This is a genomic window from Rhodanobacter sp. FW102-FHT14D06 (assembly GCF_043950705.1).
GTDB lineage: Bacteria > Pseudomonadota > Gammaproteobacteria > Xanthomonadales > Rhodanobacteraceae > Rhodanobacter.
On sequence record NZ_CP170722.1, the window covers coordinates 2,211,439 to 2,231,764 of the forward strand.

The following is a 20,326-nucleotide window of genomic DNA, read 5'->3' on the forward strand; positions in this document are numbered from 1 at the left end:
CCCGATTCCCTATTCCCCATTCTCGGCCTTCAGGCCAGCAGCTTGTCCAGTATCCGCTCCAGCCACTGGCGCTCCTCGGCATCGAGTTTGGCCAGCACTTCACGTTCGCGGGCGCGGGCCATCGGGGCGACGTCGTCGTGGATGGCCCAGCCGGCGGCGCTGAGCTTGAGCACCGAGCGGCGCTTGTCGTTGTCGTGCACCGTGCGATCCACCCGGCCCGCGGCGACCAGGCGCGCCAGCGCGCGGCTCACCGCCACCTTGTCCATCGCCGTGCGCTCGGCCACCTCGCGCGCGGACAGCCCTTCGAAGCGGGCCAGCACCGCCATCACCCGCCATTCCGTCACCGAGAGATCGTGGCGGCTCTGGTAGTCGTCGGCGATCGTCTGGCTGATCGTGTTGGACAGGATCGACAGCCGGTAGGGCAGGAAGTGCTCCAGTTGCAACGGGGCGTGCTCGGCGCGGGCCGGCGTGCTCTTGTGGCGGAGGGACATGGACGGGTTCCTTGCAATTGGTTTCATTTGTAACTATAACGAAGGATTACCAGTGGTGATGGCACGCTCGTGGGCGGCCATCGTGCACCGACAATCAGGAGAGCGCCATGAACGCCCAGCCCAACCTTGGCATGCAGGTCAGCACCTTCGACAACCCGATGGGGATCGACGGCTTCGAATTCGTCGAGTTCGCCGCGCCCGCCGGTCGTGCCGGGGAGCTGCACGAACTGTTCAAGCGGATGGGCTTCGCGGCAGTGCTGAAACACAAGTCGCGGCCAATCACCGTCTACCGGCAGAACGGCGTGAACTTCCTGGTCAACGAGGACCCCGATTCCTTCGCCGCGGATTTCGCCAAGGCCCACGGCCCCAGCGCCTGCGGTTTCGGCATCCGCTTCCGCAAGCCCGGCGCGCAGGTGCTGCAGGCGGTGCTCGACAACGGCGGCGAGCAGGTCGGCCACAAGGAAGCCAGCAAGGCGGTCAACGCGGCGGTCATCAAGGGCATCGGCGACTGCATGCTGTACCTGGTCGACCGTTACGGCAACCTCGGCAGCATCTACGACGCCGATTACGTGGCGATCGCGGGGGCGGAGCAGAACCCGACCGGGTTCGGCCTCACCTTCATCGACCATCTCACCCACAACCTGTACTTCGGCAACATGCAGAAGTGGTCGGACTACTACGAGAAGCTGTTCAACTTCCGCGAAATCCGCTACTTCGACATCAAGGGCGCCAAGACCGGCCTGGTCTCCAAGGCGATGACCGCGCCGGACGGCGTCGTGCGCATCCCGCTGAACGAGTCGAACGACCCGAAGAGCCAGATCAACGAATACCTCGACGCCTACCACGGCGAAGGCATCCAGCACATCGCCTGCTTCACCGACGACATCTACGCCACGGTGGAGAAGATGCGCGCGGCCGGCGTGGAATTCCTCGACACCCCCGACACCTATTTCGAGGTGATCGACGAGCGCATCCCCGGGCACGGCGAGGACGTGCCGCGGCTGGCGAAGAACAAGATCCTGATCGACGCCGACAAGGAAACGAAGAAGCGCCTGCTGCTGCAGATCTTCACCCAGAACTGCATCGGCCCGATCTTCTTCGAGATCATCCAGCGCAAGGGCAACGAAGGTTTCGGCGAGGGAAATTTCCAGGCGCTGTTCGAGAGTATCGAACGGGACCAGATGAAGCGCGGGGTTCTGTAGTCCCGGACTCGGGCGACCCTTCGACTTCGGCCCTTCGGGCCTACGCTCAGGGCGAGCGGATTGTCTGAACCGATCACCCTGAGCTTAGCCGCGCAGCGGCGAAGTCGAAGGGCACGCAAGCGACCAGACGGCAAGGAAGCCAGCGAAATGGAATTCACCCTGTACATCCTCGAATGCGCCGACGGCAGTTTCTACATCGGTCATACCGACGATCCGAGCAAACGGCTGGCGCAGCATGACGAAGGCAAGGGCAGCGTCCACACCTCAAGCCGGCGCCCACTGAAATTGCTCCACACGGAAGGTTTTGAAACGCGTTACGAAGCCCTGGTCATGGAGCGCAAACTGAAAGGCTGGAGTCGTGCGAAGAAGCTGGCGTACATGGCAGGCGATTGGAAAAAGATTGGCGGCTTGGCCAAGGGCAAGCACCAGCATCAACGCTCGCCCTGAGTCGCTTCGACTCCGCTTGCTGCGCAAGCTACGCTCAGCGCGAACGGTACGGTGAGAACCGATCACCCTGAGCCCTTCGACAAGCTCAGGACAGGCGAAGTCGAAGGGCATGGCTACCTTGAACACGAAATTCGGAGCACCCGCAGTGAACCTGTCACCAGGCTACCAATCCGGCTTCGCCAACGAATTCGCCAGCGAGGCGATCAAGGGTGTGCTGCCCGTCGGCCAGAACTCGCCGCAGCGCGTGGCCCACGGCCTCTACGCCGAACAGCTCTCCGGCACCGCATTCACCGCGCCGCGCCACAGCAACCGGCGCAGCTGGTTGTATCGCATCCGCCCGGCGGCGGTGCATCAGCCGTTCCAGCCGCTGGCGCATGCCACCTTCCACAACCGTTTCGACGAGGCGCCGGCCACGCCGAACCAGTTGCGCTGGGATCCGCTGCCGCTGCCGGCGCAGCCGACGGATTTCATCGACGGCCTGGTCACCCTGGCCGGCAATGGCGGGCCGGCGGAGCAGGCGGGCATCGGCATCCATCTGTATGCGGCTAATCGCTCGATGCAGGGGCGGTTCTTCCACGACGCCGATGGCGAGCTGCTGATCGTGCCGCAACAGGGTCGGCTGCGGCTGGCCACCGAGCTGGGCGTGATCGAGCTGGAGCCGCAGGAGATCGCGGTGGTTCCGCGTGGCGTGCGCTTCCGCGTGGACCTGCTCGATGGCGAGGCGCGCGGTTACGTCTGCGAGAACTTCGGCGCGCTGCTGCGGCTGCCGGATCTCGGCCCGATCGGCTCCAATTGCCTGGCCAACGCGCGCGACTTCCTCACCCCGGTGGCAGCGTACGAGGACGTCGAGGGCGCGTTCGAACTGGTGGCGAAATTCCAGGGTGCGTTGTGGTCGGCGAAGATCGGCCATTCGCCGCTGGACGTGGTCGGCTGGCACGGCAATTACGCGCCGTACAAGTACGACCTGCGCCGTTTCAACACGATCGGCTCGATCAGCGTCGACCATCCCGATCCGTCGATCTTCACCGTGCTGACCTCGCCCAGCGACACCGCCGGCACGGCAAACGTGGATTTCGCGATCTTTCCGCCGCGCTGGCTGGTCGCGCAGCACACGTTCCGGCCGCCGTGGTTCCACCGCAACGTGGCCAGCGAGTTCATGGGCCTGATCACCGGCGTGTACGACGCCAAGGCCGAGGGCTTCGTGCCCGGCGGCGCCTCGCTGCACAACTGCATGAGCGCGCACGGCCCGGATGCGGCGACGTTCGAAAAGGCTTCGACTGCCGACCTGTCCAAGCCTGACGTCATCACCGCCACCATGGCCTTCATGTTCGAGACGCGCAAGGTGATCCGGCCCACGCAGCAGGCGCTGGACGCGCCGCAGTTGCAGCAGAACTATTACGCCTGCTGGCAGGGCATCGCGAAGCACTTCGCGCCGTGACGGCCATCCATCCACGAAGCACATACAAGGCGACACGATGAAACTCGGATCTCTCAAGGAAGGCGGCCGCGACGGCACGCTGATCGTGGTCAGCCGCGACCTCTCCCGCGCGGTGAAGGCCGACGCCATCGCGCCGACGCTGCAGGCGGCGCTGGACGACTGGTCGAACGCGGCGCCGCGGCTCAATGCGCTGTCCGAAGAGTTGAATGCCGGACATGCCGCTGGCGCCTTTGCGCTGGACGTCCACGCGCTGGCCTCGCCGCTGCCGCGCGCCTACGAGTTCGTCGACGGCTCGGCCTACCTGCCGCACGTGGAGCGCGTGCGCAAGGCGCGCGGCGCCGAGGTGCCGGCCTCGTTCTACACCGACCCGCTGATGTACCAGGCCACCAGCGCCGGCTTCCTCGGCCCGCGCGATCCGGTCGTCGTACCCAGCGAGGATTTCGGCATCGACCTGGAAGCGGAAGTGATCGTGGTCACCGACGACGTGCCGATGGCGGCGACGCCGACGCAGGCGTCCGGACACATCCAGCTGGTGGGCCTGGTCAACGACGTCAGCCTGCGCGGACTGATTCCGGGCGAGCTGGCCAAGGGCTTCGGCTTCCTGCAGTCCAAGCCGCGCTCCGCGCTGTCGCCGGTGCTGGTGACGCCGGACGAACTGGGCGACGCCTGGCAGGGTGACAAGCTGCACCTGCCGATGCGCACCTGGCTCAACGGCGCCTGGTTCGGCGAGGCGGAGTGCGGCGTGGACATGCAGTTCTCCTTCGCCGAGCTGGTGGCCCACGTGGCGAAAACGCGCCCGCTCACCGCCGGCACCATCGTCGGCTCCGGCACCATCGCCAACCAGGACACCGGCAAGGGCGCCTCCTGCCTGGCCGAGCAGCGCACCGTGGAAACGCTGCGCGATGGCAAGCCGTCTACGCCGTTCCTCAAGTTCGGCGACCGCCTGAAGATCGACGTCATCGATGCCGCCGGCGCCTCGATCTTCGGCTCCATCGAGCAGCAGGTCGAACCGCTCAAGCGCTGAAAGGCCGGGAATGGGGAATAGGGAATAGGGAATAGGGAATAGAGCATCATGCCCGTCGACACGCCGCGCGAGCCAAGCGCTTCACCGAGGACGGGCGATGCCTGCGTGTGAAGCGTTTCGCCAGCGGGAGCACCTCGGCGTGCGTGTTTCCCCGATTCCCGATTCCCTATTCTCCATTCCCTGCATCAAAGACGCTGCGGCAGGTTGACGCGACTTCCGGCGGGTTGATCCGGATCAAGGCGGACGGGCAGGGGGGTGGACAGACTCGTCCCCATGGCCACTCCCATCGAACCTCCCGACTTCGACCCTGCGCTGATTGCCCGTTACGACGTGGCCGGTCCGCGTTACACCAGCTATCCGACGGCGCCGCAGTTCAAGACCGAATTCGACGAAACCGTGCTGCGCGGCGTGATCCGGGCGTCCAACGAGGAGCCGATCCCGCGCCCGCTCTCGCTGTACGTGCACGTGCCGTTCTGCATGAGCCCGTGCTTCTACTGCGGCTGCAACCGCATCATCACGCGCGACCACAGTCAGGCCGATCGCTACCTCGAACGGCTGTACCGCGAGATCGAGCTGATCGCGCCGTTGTTCGACCGCGACCGTCCGGTGCGCCAGCTGCACTTCGGCGGCGGCACGCCCAACTTCCTCGACATCCGCCAGATGGGCGAACTGCTGGAATCGCTGGCGCGGCATTTCAGCTTCAGCCGCGCGGCGGATCGCGAATTCGGCATCGAGATCGACCCGCGCTTCGCCGACGGTGCCTATGTGCACGGCCTGGGCGAGCTGGGTTTCAACCGCATGTCGGTGGGCATCCAGGATTTCGACCCGGCGGTGCAGGAAGCAGTCAACCGCATCCAGAGTTTCGAGCAAACCCGCGAGGTGCTCGAGGCGGCGCGCAAGTCGTGGTTCCGCTCGACCAGCGTGGATCTGATCTACGGCCTGCCGCTGCAGACCGTCGAGGGCTTCAGCCGCACGCTGGAGCAGGTGGTGTCGCTCGACCCGGATCGCGTGGCCGTCTACGGCTACGCGCACCTGCCGGAGATGTTCAAGGCGCAGCGGCAAATCGCCGCAGCCGACCTGCCCGACGCCGCCACGCGGCTGGCCCTGTTCGGCCGCGCGGTGGCGCAGCTGTCGGCGGCGGGTTACGTCTATGTCGGCATGGACCATTTCGCCAAGGCCACCGACGAACTGGTGCTGGCGCAGCGCGCCGGCACGCTGCAACGCAATTTCCAGGGCTATTCGACCCACGGCCACTGCGACATCGTGGGGCTGGGCGTCAGCGCGATCGGCCGCATCGGCGACAGCTACAGCCAGAACGCGCGCGACCTGATGGGCTATTACGGGGCGCTGGACGCTGGCCGGCTGCCGGTGGCGCGCGGGCTGGAGCTGGACGAGGACGACCTGATCCGGCGCGAGCTGATCGGCGAGCTGATGTGCCACGGGGTGGTCGACAAGCAGCAGTTCGGTGCGCGCCATCGGCTGCTGTTCGACGAATATTTCGTGCGCGCGCGCGAACGCCTCGCGCCGCTGGTGGCCGACGGTTTGGTGGAAGACGACGCGCGCGAGGTGCGGGTGACCTCGCGGGGCCGTCTGCTGTTGCGTATCATCGCCATGTGCTTTGACGCCTATCTCGACGACAAGGCACAGGCGGCGCGCTATTCGCGCGTGATCTGATCCACGCAGCTCCGACCAGGCAACCCGATCGCATCATGGATTCCAAGCACCCGGCAGGGCGCCTGCCCGAGCCGCCCAATCCGATTGCCGACGACGGCGACGAGGCGCACTTCTGCGGTACCTGTGCGTTCTCCAGTGCCTGCATCGCTGCGGGCTACAACAAGCCCGAGCTGGCGCAGTTGCAATGCCTGGTCGAGCATGTCGGGCCGTTCCGTGCCGGCGAGCACATCTTCCGCACCGGCGATCCGTTCCGCGCGATCTTCGCGGTGCGCAGCGGCACGGTCAAAACCCGCATGGTGGACAAGGAGGGCCGCGAGCAGGTGCTGGGTTTCTACCTGCCCGGCGAGGTGATCGGCCTCAACGCGATCTACCCCGAGCATTTCCCGTGCGACGCGGTGGCGCTGGATACCTCGTTCTTCTGCCGCTTCTCCTTCCCCGCGATGAGCGCGCTGGCCTCGCGCATACCGGCAGTGCAGAAGCACCTGTTCCGCCTGTTGAGCAAGGAACTGGGCAGCGCCAGCCTGCTGGCCGGCGACCACAGCGCGGACGAGCGCATGGCGGCGTTCCTGATGGATCTCGCCGGACGCTATGCCGCGCGCGGTTTCTCCGCCACGCGCTTCCACCTCAGCATGTCGCGCGGCGACATCGCCAACTACCTGCGCCTGGCCGCCGAAACGGTGAGCCGCGTGCTGAGCCGCTTCCGCAGCCAGAACCTGATCCGCATCGAGGGTCGCGAACTGGAGCTGCTCAACCCCGATGCCCTGCGCCAGCTCGGCCAGGCGCTGCTGCCGGACTGAGTTCCAAGGTGTTCTGACCAGGCCGTCGTTCCAGCGAGGACTTGGCCATGGTGTCTCTAAGCTGCCGGCACGGCTTCCTCGATCACTCGCGGACGCGCGCGCGAGCGGCGATAGCTGGCGATGATGTCGCCGTAGTGGATCACCCGGCCGATCGTGTAGGTGGTGATGCGGGTGACGTCGCGCACCGGTTTCAGGTGGCTGGGGCGGAACGTGCCGTGGTAGCGCGAGGCGATCGGCACCGAGACGATGCCGAGTTTCTTCTCGCGCGAGGCGGCGATCAGGATGGCGGCCTCGAACACGAAGTTCTCCGCGGCCAGGTCGACCAGTTCCAGTGCCTCGCGCGGATACCAGCGCTGGCCGCTCTGGGTGTCGGCCACCGGTTGGGCGCAGGCCCACGAGATGCCCCAGTCGGCGACCGCGTTGGCCCGGCGACGGCCCTTCGGTTGCTGCGCCTTGTCCAGCAGCCGCGCGCCGATCACGATGTGTTGCGGGTAGCGCGCGGCGGCGGCGACGATGCGCGGGATGTCGCTGGCCAGGTGCTGGCCGTCGCCGTCCATCGTCAGTACCGCGTCGTAGCCCAGGCGCAGCGCCTCGCGGAAGCCCCGGCGCAGCGCCTCGCCCTTGCCGCAGCGTTGTTCGTGGCGCAGCAGGGTTACCGGCAGGCTGGCAGCGATATCCGGCGTGCGATCGTCCGAGCCGTCGTCGATCACGATCACCGGCGCCTCCAGCGCGAGCACGGATTCGATCACTGCGCGGATCGCCGCCTCCTCGTTGAGACAGGGGATCAGGACGCACCAGCGTGCGGTGGATGTATTCACGCGACCTTCTCCATGGCGATCTGCAATCCCAGCGTGGGGGCAGCGGCCAGCCGGCATGATCCCGCATTACTGGCCAGCACGGCGAGCAGGGCGAGGCTGCGGGCCGATGGATTGCCCCGGCACCAACCGGCCAGTGGCTCGGGCAGGGCATCGTCGGGCTGCGGCGGGGCCAGCTGCAGGTCGAGCCGGGCCAGCGTGGCCGCGCCCGCCGCAGGGGCCAGCACCAGCGCGCAGGCGAAGGGCTGGTCGCAGTCGGTGACTTCGGCCAGTGGCCAGCTGCCGGCGCCGTCGCTGCACACCAGCAACACCGCGCGTTGCTCGGTCAGCACCTGGCTGGCCGCTTCGAGCAGGCCGGCACCGAAGCTGGCTGCCTGCGCGGCGATCGCGGTGGACGGCGCGTGGCAGCCGGTGGCGATGGTCCAGTAGCCGACAGCGGCGTTGTGCACCGAGTTGTGGAAGCGGATCGGCGACAGCTCGGCCGGCGCATGGGCGAGCGTGGCGCACATGTAATCGGTGATCGTCTGGTCACCGTGCGAGGAGGCGAACACGCACGCCAGCGTGGCGGCGTCGCAGCCGCTCATCGCGACCGCCTGTCCGGCCGCCTCGATCGCCAGCAGCACGCTGGCCGGTGCGCGCCGGCGCTCGTTCGGCGGCAGCGTGGCGGCAGTGGGGCGCGCCGGCGGCGGCGCTGGCGTCTGTCCGACGAGCAGGCTGCGCAATGCGGCGAAGTCGGCCAGCTGCGGCGACCACAGGCCGATGCCTTCGACGTAGACGCGCAAGTCGCTCATGCGACGAACCCCGCGCGGGCGAAGGCCAGACAGGCATTGTTGCCGCCGAAGCCGAACGAGTTGCTGAGTGCCACGTCGATGCGCTGCTGCTCGTTGTGCCAGGCGAACTGCGCGCCGCAGACCGGGTCGGGCGTGTCGCCGCCGAGGTTGCCGGGCACCAGGTCGTGTTCGATCGCCTGCAGCGCCATGGTCGCCTCGACGATGCCTGCGGCACCCAGCGTGTGGCCGGTGAAACCCTTGGTGGAGCTGGCCCGCGTGGTAGCCGGGAAGGCGCGCGCGACCAGCGCCGCTTCCACTTCGTCGTTCTTCTGGCTGGCGGTGCCGTGCAGGTTGATGTAGCCGACCTGCGCAGGATCGAGCCCGGCGCGCGCCAGCGCGTCGTTCAGTGCCAGCTCCGCACCGAGTCCTTGCGGGTGCGGCGTGGACATGTGGTGCGCGTCGCTGGATTCGCCGTAGCCCAGCAGGCGGGGTGCATCGGGTGCGGTGTCGATGCGCTCCAGCAGCGCGAAGCCGGCGGCCTCGCCGATCGAGATGCCGTTGCGCGCCGCGTCGAACGGCCGGCACGGCTCGGGCGAGACCAGTTCCAGCGCGTTGAAACCGAACAGCACGCTGTCGCACAAGGTGTCCACGCCGCCGACCACGGCCGCGTCGATCAGGCCCAGCCGCAGCATCCGCTCGGCGCTGGCGAACACCTTGGCGCTGGACGAGCAGGCGGTGGAGACGGTCAGGCACGGCCCTTCCAGTGCCAGCGCCGCGGCCACGAAGGCGGCCAGCGAATGCGGCGCGTGGATCGCCGGGCGCAGCATGTCGTCGGGAAAACCGCCGTCGGCGTCGAGCCGCCGATACGCCTCCTCGGTGGCGCCGATGCTGGCGGTGGAGGTGCCCAGCAGCAAGGCGACGCGGCCGGCGCCGTAGCGCGCGCGCGCGGCGCGCACGCGGTCGAGGAAGCCGTCCTGATTCAGGCCGAGCCAGGCCAGCCGGTTGTTGCGGCAATCCCATGACGCGAGCGCGGCGGGCAGCGCGGCGGTTTCCAGGCCATCGACGCGGCCGATCCAGCATGTCAGCGGCGCACTGCTGAAATCGTTCGGACGCAGGCCGCTGCGCTCGCCGCGCAACGCGTCGAGCTGGGCGTCGAGCCCGTGGCCGAGTGCCGACGTGGCGGTGTGCGCGGTGACCGCGAGAGGTGTCATCACATGAGGCATCGCGAAAGCCTAGCGGTCGCCCTGCAGCTTGCCTAGCCTGCGACCATCGGCGGAGTCCGATCGTGGCCAGCACGGCATGAAGATGCCGCGAACGTCGTACACCGTTAAGCTGTCGCGTCTCCCGCACCGACGATGCCTTGGCGTGTCCGCCCCGCGAAAACCCTCGAAATACCTGCGCGACGCCGACGTGCTGCATGCGGCAGTGGTCACCGGGCTGGTCGTGGTGCTGAGTGCCGGCCTGGTCTGGCTCGGCTATCTGGTCCATGTATGGCGCATCGCCACGCGCAGCCCGCTGTCGCCGCCGCGACGGATGACCGTGCTGGTGTTCGGCCGCCGGCTGGAACATGACGCGCCCGGCCATGATTACCGGCAGCGCCTGCAGCGCGCGCTGGTCCTGGCACGGCAGCAACAGACCGATCATCTGCTGCTGCTCGGCGGTTGCAGCGGCAGCGAGCTGAGCGAGGCCGCTGCCGGCGAGGCCTGGTTGCGCCAGCACGAGCTGACCGGCGACGTGCGCGTGGAGCTCGAACAGGATTCGATCGACTCGCTGGAGAACCTGCGCCATGCGCGCCGGCTGCTGCTGGAACGAGGCCACCTGCCGCCGGTGGCGCTGGTGACCAGCCGCTACCACCTTGCGCGCTGTCTGCTGCTGGCGCAGCGGCTCGGCTTCGACAGCATTGCCGTGGCGGCGGAACCGACGCTGCCGCGGCATGCGCGCTACCTCGGCCGGCTCGTGCTGGAAGCGGGCTACCTGATGTGGATCGACATCGGCATGCGCTGGGCGCGGTTGATCGGGCATGCGCGCATGGCCGCACGCATCAGTTGAATTGTGCCGGATCAGGCCGGCGCGGCGCTGCACCGCAGCCGGTCGCGCACGGCTGCTTGCTAAGCTTGGCGCCATCGAATCTTTCGGGCCAGACGATGAGTGCACAAGCCGACCTTGCCGAAACCTTCCTGCGCGAACTGCAGGACCGCATCTGCGCGGCGATCGAGCAGGCCGACGGCGGCGCACGCTTCGTCGAGGATGCGTGGACCCGCGCGGCGGGCGGTGGCGGGCGCACCCGCGTGCTGCGCGATGGCGCGGTGTTCGAGCAGGCCGGGGTGAATTTCTCGCGCGTGCACGGGCATCAGCTGCCACCCAGCGCCACCGCGCACCGGCCCGAGCTGGCCGGCGGCAGCTTCATCGCCACCGGCGTGTCGCTGGTGCTGCATCCGAAGAACCCGCACGTGCCGACCACGCATGCCAACGTGCGCTACTTCGAGGCCAGCAAGGAAGGCGTGGAGCCGGTGTGGTGGTTCGGCGGCGGCTTCGACCTCACCCCGTTCTACCCGGTGGACGAGGACGTGCGCCATTGGCATACCGTGGCGCGCGACCTGTGCGAACCGTATGGCCCGGACGTGTATCCGCGCTACAAGCAATGGTGCGACGAGTACTTCTACCTGAAGCACCGCGACGAAACGCGCGGCGTGGGCGGGCTGTTCTACGACGACATGAACGAGGGCGGCTTCGAGCGCTGCTTCGCGTTCACCCGTGACGTCGGCCAGGGTTTCCTCGATGCCTATCTGCCGATCGTCGAACGGCGCAAGGCCACGCCGTACGGCGAGCGCGAGCGCGAGTTCCAGCTGTACCGGCGCGGTCGCTACGTGGAGTTCAACCTGGTCTACGACCGCGGCACCTTGTTCGGCCTGCAGTCCGGCGGCCGCACCGAATCGATCCTGATGAGCCTGCCGCCGCGCGTGCGCTTCGAGTATGCGTACCAGCCGGAAGCCGGCTCCGCCGAGGCGAAGCTCGCCGACTACCTGAAGCCGCGCGACTGGGTCTGACGCAGCCGCGCGTAGGGCGGGCACCGCCCGCCGATGCCCGTTAGCATGTCGCGACCGCGGCGGGCATTGCCCGCCCTACGATCTGACCTACGGCGTGGCCCCGCTGAACTTCTCCACCGTGGCACCCTTCACCGGGCCGATCTGCGCGCTGTCGCTGACTTTCAGTTCCACCTCGCGGCGGAACTCCAGCGTGCCCTGCACCACGGCGTGCGGGCCGATCACCACCACCGGCTTGCGGCTGTTGAAGTTGAACCAGCCGTTCTGCTTGTCGATCAGGATGCCGCCTTCGACGCGCGAGTTTTCGCCCACGCTGATGTCGCCGCTCACCGTGGCCAGACCGCCGGCGACGTGGGCGGCATCCAGCACGATGGCGCCGTTGACGTTGCCCAGCTTGCCGCCGACCTCGGCGCCGCGCGCCAGGCGGATGCTGCCGTTGACCGCGCTGACGTCACCACTGACCTTGCTGGCTTCGCCCAGCGTGATCGAGCCGTTGACGGTGTCCACCGCGGTGGCCTGGGCGCGGTCGCCGAGCTCCACCGCGCCGTTGACCGTGCCGGCCTTGCGCACGGTGGCGCCATCGCCGACATGGACCGCGCCGTTGACCGAGCTGACGTCGCCGGCCTGTTGGCCCGCCTCGACGCGTACCGCGCCGTTGACCTTGTCGATGTCGCCGTCGCGGGCCACTGCCAGGGCAGGCAGCAAGGCGAACGTGCACAGGAGAAGAATGGTCGAGATGCGATGCATGGCAGGCTCCGTGGTCGGTGGGAGTCTCTAGGATGCCGCCGCCGCGGCAAAGGTTTGCCATGACCTGTGGCAGGGTGCGGATTTGACGCTGCCGGGGCCGCACTGCACCATTCGCGGTTCATCCCGTTTGCTGAGCGCACCCATGCACAAGCTCGTCCTGATCCGCCACGGCCAATCGCAGTGGAACCTCGACAACCGCTTCAGCGGCTGGGCCGACGTCGACCTCACCGAGCAGGGCAGGGCGGAGGCGCGCGAAGCGGGCCGCCTGCTGACCGAAGGCGGCTACAGCTTCGACGTGGCGCACACCTCGGTGCTCAAGCGGGCCGTGCGCACGCTGTGGGGCGTGCAGGACGAGATGGGCCTGATGTGGCTGCCGGTGGTCACCGACTGGCGCCTCAACGAGCGTCACTACGGCGGCCTCACCGGCCTGAACAAGGCCGAGACCGCGGCGAAGTACGGCGAGGAGCAGGTGAAGATCTGGCGGCGCAGCTACGACGTGCCGCCGCCGCCGCTGGAGCGCGCCGCGAACGAGTCGGTGCACGATCCGCGTTACGCGAAGCTCGACCCGAAGGACATCCCCGATACCGAGTGCCTGAAGGACACCGTGGCGCGCGTGCTGCCGTACTGGCACCAGGTGCTGGCGCCGGCGATCAAGGCGGGCCAGCGCGTGCTGGTCGCCGCGCACGGCAACTCGCTGCGCGCGCTGGTGAAATATCTGGACGGCATCTCCGACGAGGCGATCGTCGAGCTCAACATCCCCAACGGCGTGCCGCTGGTGTATGAATTCGACGACGAACTGAAGCCGTTGCGCCATTACTACCTGGGCGACGCCGAGGCGATCGCGGCGAAGATGGCCGCGGTGGCCAACCAGGGCAAGGCGAAGTAGCCGGGATTCGGGCTTCGCCAGGAGCAAAATCGCCGGCAGCCGGTGCGGGTGCCTTCCCGAACCCCGGCCCCCAGTCCCTCATCCACCGGACCACGCCATGCCCGCCCATCTGACCAGTTACCTGATCATGCTGCCGCTGCTGGCCTGGATCGTGTGGCGGCGGGTCAGCCGGCAGTTCGGCCGCCAGCCGATCCGGCGCAAGCGGATGATCGCCCGCATCGTGATCTTCGCGGTCATCGGTGGCCTGCTGGCGCTGAGCGGTTTCCATCATCTGGCGTTGGCCGAAGGGTTGCTCGGCGGGGTGCTGATCGGCGCCGCGATCGGCCTGTTCGGCCTGCGGCTGACCCGCTTCGAGGTCGATCCGGCCAAGGGCGACTGCTACGTGCCCAATCCGTGGATCGGCGCCCTGCTCACCGTGCTGCTGCTCGGGCGCCTGGCCTGGCGGCTGATGGTGGTGTGGCCGCAGCTGCAGCACGCGCAGGCGGCGGCAGACGCGGGCACGTCGATGCAGCCGATGGGCTACGCGTCCAGCCCGCTGACCATGCTGGTGATCGGCCTGCTGGTCGGCTACTACATCGCCTATTACAGCGGCGTGCTGGTGCACCATCGGCGCTTCCTGCGCGCGCATCCTGCTGCGGCGGCCGCTCGAGCGGAGTGATCCGGGGCGGCCCGGCGCTTCACGGCCCCGCGGCTCCCAGATAGTCCAGGCTTGCCTGCAGCATCGACTGCATGCCGACCTTCAGGGCGCCCTCGTCAAGGAAGAACTTCGGCGAATGGTTGGCCGGCGCGGCCGTGGCATCCTGGCCTTTCGGCGTGGCGCCGACGAAGAAATACACGCTGGGGACCGCCTCGGCGAACAGCGCGAAATCCTCCGACGCCATCCACGGTTTCGCCTCGCGCACCTGCGCTGCGCCGTTGATGCGCACCAGGCTGGCGCGCACGTCTGCGGCCAGCTTGTCGTCATTCACCAGCACCGGGTTGCTGAGCAGGGGAATCTGCTCGTCCACCGTGGCGCCATGCGCGGCGGCGACGTTTTCGGCGATGCGCTTGAGGCCGTCCAGCGCCTGCTTCCGCATGGCGGGGTCGAAGGTGCGCAGCGTGCCTTGCAACTCCACCTGGTCGGGCACGATGTTGTAGCGCGCCCCGCCATCGACGATGCCGAAACTGAGCACTGCCGGAAGCTTGCTGATGTCGAGCTGGCGGCTGACGATGGTCTGCGACGCGCTGATGATCTCCGCCGCGGTGACGATCGGATCGATTCCGTTCCACGGCATGGCACCGTGGGTCTGGCGCCCGTGCACCACCAGCTTGAACCAGTCCGAGCCGGCCATGGTCGGCCCCGGCCGCACCGAGACGGTGCCCACGTTGAGCGAGCTGACCACGTGCATGCCGAACATCGCATCCGGCTTGTAGTCGCGGAACATGCCTTCCTTCAACATCAGCTCGGCGCCACCTTCCTCGCCGGCCGGTGCGCCTTCCTCCGCCGGCTGGAACACGAACAGCACCGAGCCGTGCAGTTGCCTTTTCATGCCGGCAAGCGCCTGCGCGATGCCCAGCAGCATCGCCGTGTGCGCGTCATGGCCGCAGGCGTGCATCACGCCGGTCTCCTTGCCGCGGTACTCGCCCTTCGCCTTCGAGGCGAAGGGCAGGTCGACCTCTTCGGTCACGGGCAGCGCATCCATGTCCGCGCGCAGCGCCAGGCGCGGCCCGGGCAAATCCCCCTTCAACAGCGCGACCACGCCGGTGTGGGCGATCCCCGCATGCACTTCCAATCCCAGCTTCTTCAACTCCCTGGCCACGAGCGCCGAGGTGCGCACCTCGCGGTTGCTCAGTTCCGGGTGCTGGTGGATATCGCGCCGCCACGCGGTGACCTGCGGCAGCTCCTGCTGCACCATGGCCTCGACCTGACGGGTCGGCGTCTGGCGGGTGTCGGCGGCGTGCAGCGGCGAGGCGACCAGGGCGGCAAGCGCCAGGGCGAAGGCGGTGCGATGCATGGCTGTCTCCATGGCGGGGGTCGCTCGATGCTAGCGCCTGGACAGGCTGGTGCCTACGTGATGGCCGGCCTCTGCGCCGCGCAGGCGCCGCCGGCTCATTCGGGCCGATGCTCCAGCGCGAGGTATTCCTCGCTCTGCATCTCGATCAGGCGCGATTCGGTGCGGCCGAATTCGGCGCGCAGGCGCTCGCCGTCGTAGAGCTCGGTGATCGGCGCGGCGGCGGAAAGCACCAGCTTCACGCGCCGGTCGTAGAACTCGTCGACCAGTTGCACGAAGCGTTTCGCCGCGTCCTCGCTGTAGATGGTGAACTGCGGCACGTTGGCGACGATCACCGCCGGGCCGGCCTTGGCCAGCGCGATGTAGTCGGCCACGGCGCGCGGGCCCTCGCACAGCGCGGCGAACTGGAACCACAGGATGGTCTCGGCGCGCTTGTGGAACGGGATGTCGCGGCCGTTGATGCGCAGCATGCCGTCGAGTTCGATCGCGCCACTGGCCTGGCTGGCGAAGATGCGCTCCAGTGCGCGATGCGACTCGGCGCCCGGCGGGGTGAGGTAGACCGGCGCCTGGGTCAGCGCGCGCAGGCGCCAGTCATGCGCGGAAACCATCTCGACCACGTGGCAGTGCTGCTCGATCAGCGCGATCGCGGGCAGGAATCGGGCGCGCTGCAGGCCGTCCTTGTACAGGTTCGCCGGCGCGGTATTTGAGGTGGTGACCAGGCTCACCCCGCGCTCGAACAATGCGTCGAGCAGGTTGGCCAGGATCATCGCGTCGCCGATGTCGTTGACCAGGAACTCGTCCAGGCACAGCACGCGGCAGCGTCCGGCAATGCCGGCAGCGACCTCCACCAGCGGGCTCTGCCGCTCGCCCAGGGCGCGCAGGCTGTCGTGCACCTCGCCCATGAAGCGGTGGAAATGCCGCCGCAGCACCACGCCGTGCGGCAGGCTGGCGGCGAACAGGTCCATCAGGAACGTCTTGCCGCGACCCACGCTGCCCCACAGGTACAGTCCGGGCACGGCCGGCGGCGGCTCGTTGCCCAGCAGCGATTTCAGCCGGCCGAACAGGCCGCCTTCGCCGGCAGGTTCCGCGCACAGTGCCGCATGCATGCGGTCGAACTCGGCCAGCAGCGCCAGCTGGGCGGGGTCGGACTCCCAGCGATGGGCGGCCACGCCTTCGGCATAACGCGCGCTGGGCGCGAGCAAAAACGTTTCGGTCATGGAGGGGGTCAGGCCTGGCGTGTCGGCGGCAGCCAGTCGCGCACGGCGTGCTTGATCGCGCCGCGCAGATCCATCAGCCGGCGATGGAAGAAGTGGCTGGTGTCGGGCATGCGCACCAGTTCGGGCGGGTGTTCCAGGCTGTCGAGCCAGTCGAACACCGCCTGCGGTTCGACCACCTCGTCGGCCTCGCCCTGCACGACCAGCCAGGGGCAGGTCGGCGGCGTGATCGCATCGAGCCCGTAACGGCCCGCCGGCGGCGCGATGCTGATCAGCGCATCAGCGTGCAGCGGCGCCGCCTGGGCGATGCTCACGCCGCTGCCGAACGAGAAACCGGCCAGCCACAGCGCATCGTCGGGCCGCACGCGACGCACCCAGGCGACCACGGCGGCGAGATCGTCGCGCTCGCCGCGGCCCTTGTCGAAACTTCCCTCGGAACTGCCCGCCCCGCGGAAGTTGAAGCGTACGGTATCCAGCCCCGACTCGCGCAGCGCGCGTTCGACCATGGTCACCACCTTGTTGTGCATGCTGCCGCCTTCGCTGGTCAGCGGGTGGCAGATCACCGCCACGCCTCGGCGCGCGCCGTCAGGCTCGGCGATGTCGGTGACGGTTTCCAGCTTGCCGACCGGGCCGGTCAGCACGAAACTGGCGGCGACATCCGGAAAGCCGGCAGGGTCGGCAGGGAACGAGGCGGGTTTCATGCCCACGATGATAACCGCGACGCCGCGCTGCCGCCCGCGGCAATGAACCATCTGGCGCATGCGCTGCTGGCCGGCGATGACGAGGCGCTGCAACTGGGCGGCCTGCTCGGCGACTTCGTGCGCGGCCAGCCCGATCCGGCGCAGTTCCCGCCACGGGTGATCCGCGGCATCCGCCTGCACCGCGCCATCGACGGCTACACCGACGCCCACCCCGCCGTGCTGGCCGCCAAGGCGCAGCTGCCACCGCCGTATCGCCGCTACGCCGGCATCCTGCTGGACATGTGGTTCGATCACTTGCTGGCCCGGGAATTTCCACGCTGGAGCGCACAGCCGCTGGAGGACTACTCGCTCGGCCTGCGTGGACTGCTGCGGCGGCGCGATGCCTTGCTGACGCCTGCGTTGCGGCGGTTCCGCAGTTACATGGAAGCCAACGACTTGCCTGGCGGCTACGCCGACCGAGCAGTGCTGGGGCGTGCACTGGCCGGGATCGGCGAGCGGCTCACCCGCGCCAATCCGCTGGATACTGCCTTGCCCGTGCTGGTGGCGCGTGAGGGAGAGTTGCAGCGGCGGTTCGAAGTGTTTTTTCCGGAGTTGCGGGGGTTTGTGGCGGGGTGGATGGAGGGGCAGGGTGATGGGGGTGTGGGAGCGAAACCTGGTTTCCTTCTCCCCTCGGGAGAAGGCGCCCGAAGGGCGGATGAGGGTGCGTGAGGAGTGTGATGGTTCATGCTGCGTCGAACGCTCAAGGCCCTTCACCCGCGAGTACGCACAGGGCCGGGAACCCTCTCCCCAACCCTCTCACCCGCAAGGGGACTCCCTTTGGTCGCCGGAGGGAGAGGGGGCGAACGAAAACGCCGCCCGGAGGGCGGCGTTTATCTTGAACTTCATTGAAGCCGAAATTACTTCGCCTGATCGACGATCCAGTGCACGGCGGCGGTGACCTGCTCGTCGGTGAGCGCGGGATTGCCGCCCTTGGGCGGCATGAAATTGCCGTCGGGGCCGTGGTAGCCCTCGATCGCATGCTTGACCAGCACGTCGATGCCCTGCTTGATGCGTGGGCCCCACATGGCCTTGTCGCCGAGCTTCGGCGCGCCGGCGATGCCGGCCGTATGGCAACTGGTGCACAGGTGGTCGTAGATTTCCTTGCCGTCGGTGGTGCCGCCGTAGGCCACCTGGGAGGCGGCGGCCTTGGCGGCCTGGTCGGCGGCGGCCTGCATGGCGGCACGGCCGGTGTCGCCGGCATAGACGGCGCCGGCGGGGGCGAGCCGTGCGGCGACCGTGGCCGGGTGGTTCGGATTGGTTTCCTTGGGCTCGCTGTTGTTGATCGCCAGCGCGGACAACACAAGGATCACGGTAAGAACCATCAGCGCGCCGATGGTCAGCGAGAACTGACGCAGGAAGCCCTGGTCGGATTTGCTAAGGGGACCGCTCACGCACGTACTCCTGTCAGTGGGCGGGCTTGGACCGCCTTGTTGCCTTACCGTCACGCCGGAATCGCGAAACCGCCGCAGCCGCCAGGGTCGAAAACCTCGATGCACCCCAACCCCTGCTGCCGGTGTCCGGATCGCGCCCTCGGGGGCGCGCTGGCGACCAGTCCGGTATTATAAACGAAGCGCCCGACAAGTTTCAGGGTGACCGATCGGGTGTATGCCGATGCGGTGCCCGGAACGTTGTGCACACGGCCCGGTCCCATGTGCGACGGGGCGCAAAACCCTGCCATCGGTCATGCCCCACCCCTGTCGACCGGCATTGTTCAAAGCGGTTGCCGTCCACCTATGCTTTGTCCATGGGGGCGCGTCTGCCCACGTGGTGCCTGCGGCAGCGGCCTTCCCCGGTTGCTCGCCCCGGTTCAATCCAGGAGTTCCACATGTCGCGTTTTTGGAAGATCGCGTTGATCGTGCTGGCGGTGGTCGTGATCGCCGTGGTCGGCATCCGCATGTTGCACAAGCCGGGCGATGGCGCGGCGAAGGGCGCCAACGGCAAGGGCGGCGACGCGCCGCCGGTGCCGGTGACCGTGGTGCCGGTGGTCAAGCAGAACGTGCCGGTGTACCTGACGGCGCTGGGCACGGTGCAGGCGCTCAACACGGTGACGGTGATCCCGCAGGTGTCCGGGCGGCTGCTCAGCATCGAGTTCACCGAAGGACAGCCGGTGAAGCAGGGCCAGGTGCTGGCGCGCATCGACCCGCGCACCTTCCAGGCCAACTATGACCAGGCGGTCAGCCGGCGCAAGCAGGATCAATCCCTGCTGGCCACGGCGCGCAGCAACTACCAGCGCTCGCAGGACCCCAAGTACAGCCAGTACGTGGCCAAGATCGACCAGGTCACCCAGAAGAACACCGTGGCCCAGTACGAGGCGGCCGTGGCGGCCGACGAGGCCGCGATCCGCGACGCCAAGGTGCAGCTCGACTACACCGAGATCCGCTCGCCGATCGACGGCCTGGCCGGTATCCGCGCGGTGGACCCGGGCAACGTGGTGACCACCTCCAGTGCGATCGTCACGCTGACCCAGCTGCACCCGATCAACGTGATGTTTACCTTGCCGGAGCAGAACCTGGACATGGTGCGCAGCGCGGCGCAGGGCGGCAAGCCACTGGAGGTCACCGCACTAGATCGCGTCGACGCCCATCCGATCGCCAGCGGCGGCGTGCTCAAGGTGATCGACAACCAGATCGACACCAGCACCGGCACGTTCCGCCTGAAGTCGGAGTTTTCCAACGAGCACGACGAGTTGTGGCCGGGCCAGTTCGTCAACGTGCGGCTGCTGGTGAACACCGTCGACGGCGGCCTGGTGATCCCCTCGCAGGGCGTGCAGCGCGGGCCGGACGGTGATTATGTCTACCTCGTGCAGGGCGACAACACGGTCAAGATGCAGTCGATCGTGGTGGCCGGCGAAGTCGGCGACAGCCACGTGATGGTCGGCAGCGGGCTCAAGGTCGGCGACAAGGTGGTGACCGAAGGCCAGTTCCGGCTCAAGCCCGGCAGCAAGGTCAACCCGCTCAAGCCGGGCGAAGTGCCGGCCGCGCCCACCGCGGCGGAATTGCAGAAGTCCAGGCAGGACAACAAGGGTGGCCGCGGTCGTCACTGATGT

At 68.0% G+C, this 20,326-nt stretch carries 21 protein-coding genes; 12 read left to right on the top strand and 9 right to left on the bottom strand.

Annotated features, from left to right (window positions below; translation table 11 throughout):
• Nucleotides 1–29: 29 nt before the first annotated feature.
• On the bottom strand, nt 30–491 hold the full coding sequence (locus tag ACFCQI_RS10015) for a MarR family winged helix-turn-helix transcriptional regulator (RefSeq protein WP_395116257.1): 462 nt from the start codon (nt 489–491) through the stop codon (nt 30–32).
• 107 nt (nt 492–598) lie between these two features.
• Here ACFCQI_RS10015 and hppD point away from each other — a divergent pair, with 107 nt between their 5' ends.
• The 6 genes from hppD (at nt 599) to ACFCQI_RS10045 (ending at nt 7,073) form a co-directional block, all read left to right on the top strand.
• Nucleotides 599–1,693, top strand: coding sequence for a 4-hydroxyphenylpyruvate dioxygenase (gene hppD / locus ACFCQI_RS10020; protein WP_395116259.1), 1,095 nt, complete (start codon nt 599–601; stop codon nt 1,691–1,693).
• Nucleotides 1,694–1,840: 147 nt separating this feature from the next.
• Nucleotides 1,841–2,140, top strand: a complete 300-nt coding sequence (locus ACFCQI_RS10025) for a GIY-YIG nuclease family protein (RefSeq protein ID WP_395116261.1) — start codon at nt 1,841–1,843, stop codon at nt 2,138–2,140.
• A gap of 109 nt (nt 2,141–2,249) precedes the next feature.
• Nucleotides 2,250–3,578 carry a homogentisate 1,2-dioxygenase gene (gene hmgA / locus ACFCQI_RS10030; RefSeq protein ID WP_395116263.1) on the top strand — a complete coding sequence of 443 codons (1,329 nt, stop codon included), beginning with the start codon at nt 2,250–2,252 and terminating at the stop codon, nt 3,576–3,578.
• Between the two features lie 37 nt (nt 3,579–3,615).
• The gene (locus tag ACFCQI_RS10035) at nt 3,616–4,602 is read left to right on the top strand and encodes a fumarylacetoacetate hydrolase family protein (RefSeq protein ID WP_395116265.1); all 987 of its coding nucleotides are present in this window, start codon (nt 3,616–3,618) and stop codon (nt 4,600–4,602) included.
• A gap of 273 nt (nt 4,603–4,875) precedes the next feature.
• Complete coding sequence (gene hemN, locus ACFCQI_RS10040; RefSeq protein ID WP_395116267.1) at nt 4,876–6,276, top strand: oxygen-independent coproporphyrinogen III oxidase; 1,401 nt, start codon at nt 4,876–4,878, stop codon at nt 6,274–6,276.
• A 35-nt stretch (nt 6,277–6,311) separates the two neighbouring features.
• On the top strand, nt 6,312–7,073 hold the full coding sequence (locus ACFCQI_RS10045) for a helix-turn-helix domain-containing protein (protein WP_395116269.1): 762 nt from the start codon (nt 6,312–6,314) through the stop codon (nt 7,071–7,073).
• A gap of 56 nt (nt 7,074–7,129) precedes the next feature.
• Here ACFCQI_RS10045 and ACFCQI_RS10050 read toward each other — a convergent pair whose 3' ends face one another.
• From ACFCQI_RS10050 to ACFCQI_RS10060, 3 genes are read right to left on the bottom strand one after another with little or no spacing between them, the layout of a single operon-like run.
• Nucleotides 7,130–7,891, bottom strand: a complete 762-nt coding sequence (locus ACFCQI_RS10050; RefSeq protein ID WP_395116271.1) for a glycosyltransferase family 2 protein — start codon at nt 7,889–7,891, stop codon at nt 7,130–7,132.
• Entirely contained in the window at nt 7,888–8,679 is a 792-nt protein-coding gene (locus ACFCQI_RS10055) for a beta-ketoacyl synthase chain length factor (protein WP_395116273.1), read from the bottom strand. The genes ACFCQI_RS10050 and ACFCQI_RS10055 overlap by 4 nt, the downstream gene beginning before the upstream one ends.
• Nucleotides 8,676–9,869, bottom strand: a complete 1,194-nt coding sequence (locus tag ACFCQI_RS10060) for a beta-ketoacyl-[acyl-carrier-protein] synthase family protein (protein ID WP_395116275.1) — start codon at nt 9,867–9,869, stop codon at nt 8,676–8,678. Before ACFCQI_RS10060 ends, ACFCQI_RS10055 begins: the two co-directional genes overlap by 4 nt.
• Nucleotides 9,870–10,023: 154 nt before the next feature.
• Between ACFCQI_RS10060 and ACFCQI_RS10065 the strand changes: the two genes are divergently transcribed.
• Together ACFCQI_RS10065 and hemF are read left to right on the top strand one after the other, a co-directional pair.
• Entirely contained in the window at nt 10,024–10,707 is a 684-nt protein-coding gene (locus ACFCQI_RS10065) for a YdcF family protein (protein ID WP_395116277.1), read from the top strand.
• Nucleotides 10,708–10,802: 95 nt separating this feature from the next.
• The gene (hemF, locus tag ACFCQI_RS10070) at nt 10,803–11,705 is read left to right on the top strand and encodes an oxygen-dependent coproporphyrinogen oxidase (RefSeq protein WP_395116279.1); all 903 of its coding nucleotides are present in this window, start codon (nt 10,803–10,805) and stop codon (nt 11,703–11,705) included.
• 87 nt (nt 11,706–11,792) lie between these two features.
• Here hemF and ACFCQI_RS10075 read toward each other — a convergent pair whose 3' ends face one another.
• Nucleotides 11,793–12,449 carry a hypothetical protein gene (locus ACFCQI_RS10075; protein ID WP_395116281.1) on the bottom strand — a complete coding sequence of 219 codons (657 nt, stop codon included), beginning with the start codon at nt 12,447–12,449 and terminating at the stop codon, nt 11,793–11,795.
• Between the two features lie 142 nt (nt 12,450–12,591).
• Here ACFCQI_RS10075 and gpmA point away from each other — a divergent pair, with 142 nt between their 5' ends.
• Nucleotides 12,592–13,335 carry a 2,3-diphosphoglycerate-dependent phosphoglycerate mutase gene (gene gpmA / locus ACFCQI_RS10080; RefSeq protein WP_395116283.1) on the top strand — a complete coding sequence of 248 codons (744 nt, stop codon included), beginning with the start codon at nt 12,592–12,594 and terminating at the stop codon, nt 13,333–13,335.
• A gap of 97 nt (nt 13,336–13,432) precedes the next feature.
• Complete coding sequence (locus tag ACFCQI_RS10085; protein WP_395116285.1) at nt 13,433–13,993, top strand: DUF1453 domain-containing protein; 561 nt, start codon at nt 13,433–13,435, stop codon at nt 13,991–13,993.
• 19 nt (nt 13,994–14,012) lie between these two features.
• Here ACFCQI_RS10085 and ACFCQI_RS10090 read toward each other — a convergent pair whose 3' ends face one another.
• The 3 genes from ACFCQI_RS10090 to ACFCQI_RS10100 all read right to left on the bottom strand — a co-directional run bounded on the left by ACFCQI_RS10090 (nt 14,013) and on the right by ACFCQI_RS10100 (nt 17,241).
• Nucleotides 14,013–15,329 carry an amidohydrolase gene (locus ACFCQI_RS10090; protein ID WP_395116287.1) on the bottom strand — a complete coding sequence of 439 codons (1,317 nt, stop codon included), beginning with the start codon at nt 15,327–15,329 and terminating at the stop codon, nt 14,013–14,015.
• 95 nt (nt 15,330–15,424) lie between these two features.
• A complete protein-coding gene (gene zapE, locus ACFCQI_RS10095) occupies nt 15,425–16,543 on the bottom strand; it encodes a cell division protein ZapE (protein WP_395116289.1) in 1,119 nt (372 codons plus the stop codon).
• A gap of 8 nt (nt 16,544–16,551) precedes the next feature.
• A complete protein-coding gene (locus ACFCQI_RS10100) occupies nt 16,552–17,241 on the bottom strand; it encodes an alpha/beta hydrolase (RefSeq protein ID WP_395121331.1) in 690 nt (229 codons plus the stop codon).
• A gap of 42 nt (nt 17,242–17,283) precedes the next feature.
• On the opposite strand from ACFCQI_RS10100, the gene ACFCQI_RS10105 reads away from it, so the two are divergent.
• Nucleotides 17,284–17,949, top strand: a complete 666-nt coding sequence (locus ACFCQI_RS10105; RefSeq protein ID WP_395116291.1) for an ACP phosphodiesterase — start codon at nt 17,284–17,286, stop codon at nt 17,947–17,949.
• Between the two features lie 188 nt (nt 17,950–18,137).
• Here the strand turns inward: ACFCQI_RS10105 and ACFCQI_RS10110 are convergent, their stop codons facing one another.
• Nucleotides 18,138–18,602, bottom strand: coding sequence for a c-type cytochrome (locus ACFCQI_RS10110; RefSeq protein WP_395121332.1), 465 nt, complete (start codon nt 18,600–18,602; stop codon nt 18,138–18,140).
• A gap of 503 nt (nt 18,603–19,105) precedes the next feature.
• On the opposite strand from ACFCQI_RS10110, the gene ACFCQI_RS10115 reads away from it, so the two are divergent.
• Nucleotides 19,106–20,323, top strand: a complete 1,218-nt coding sequence (locus ACFCQI_RS10115; RefSeq protein ID WP_395116293.1) for an efflux RND transporter periplasmic adaptor subunit — start codon at nt 19,106–19,108, stop codon at nt 20,321–20,323.
• Nucleotides 20,324–20,326 lie beyond the last annotated feature (3 nt).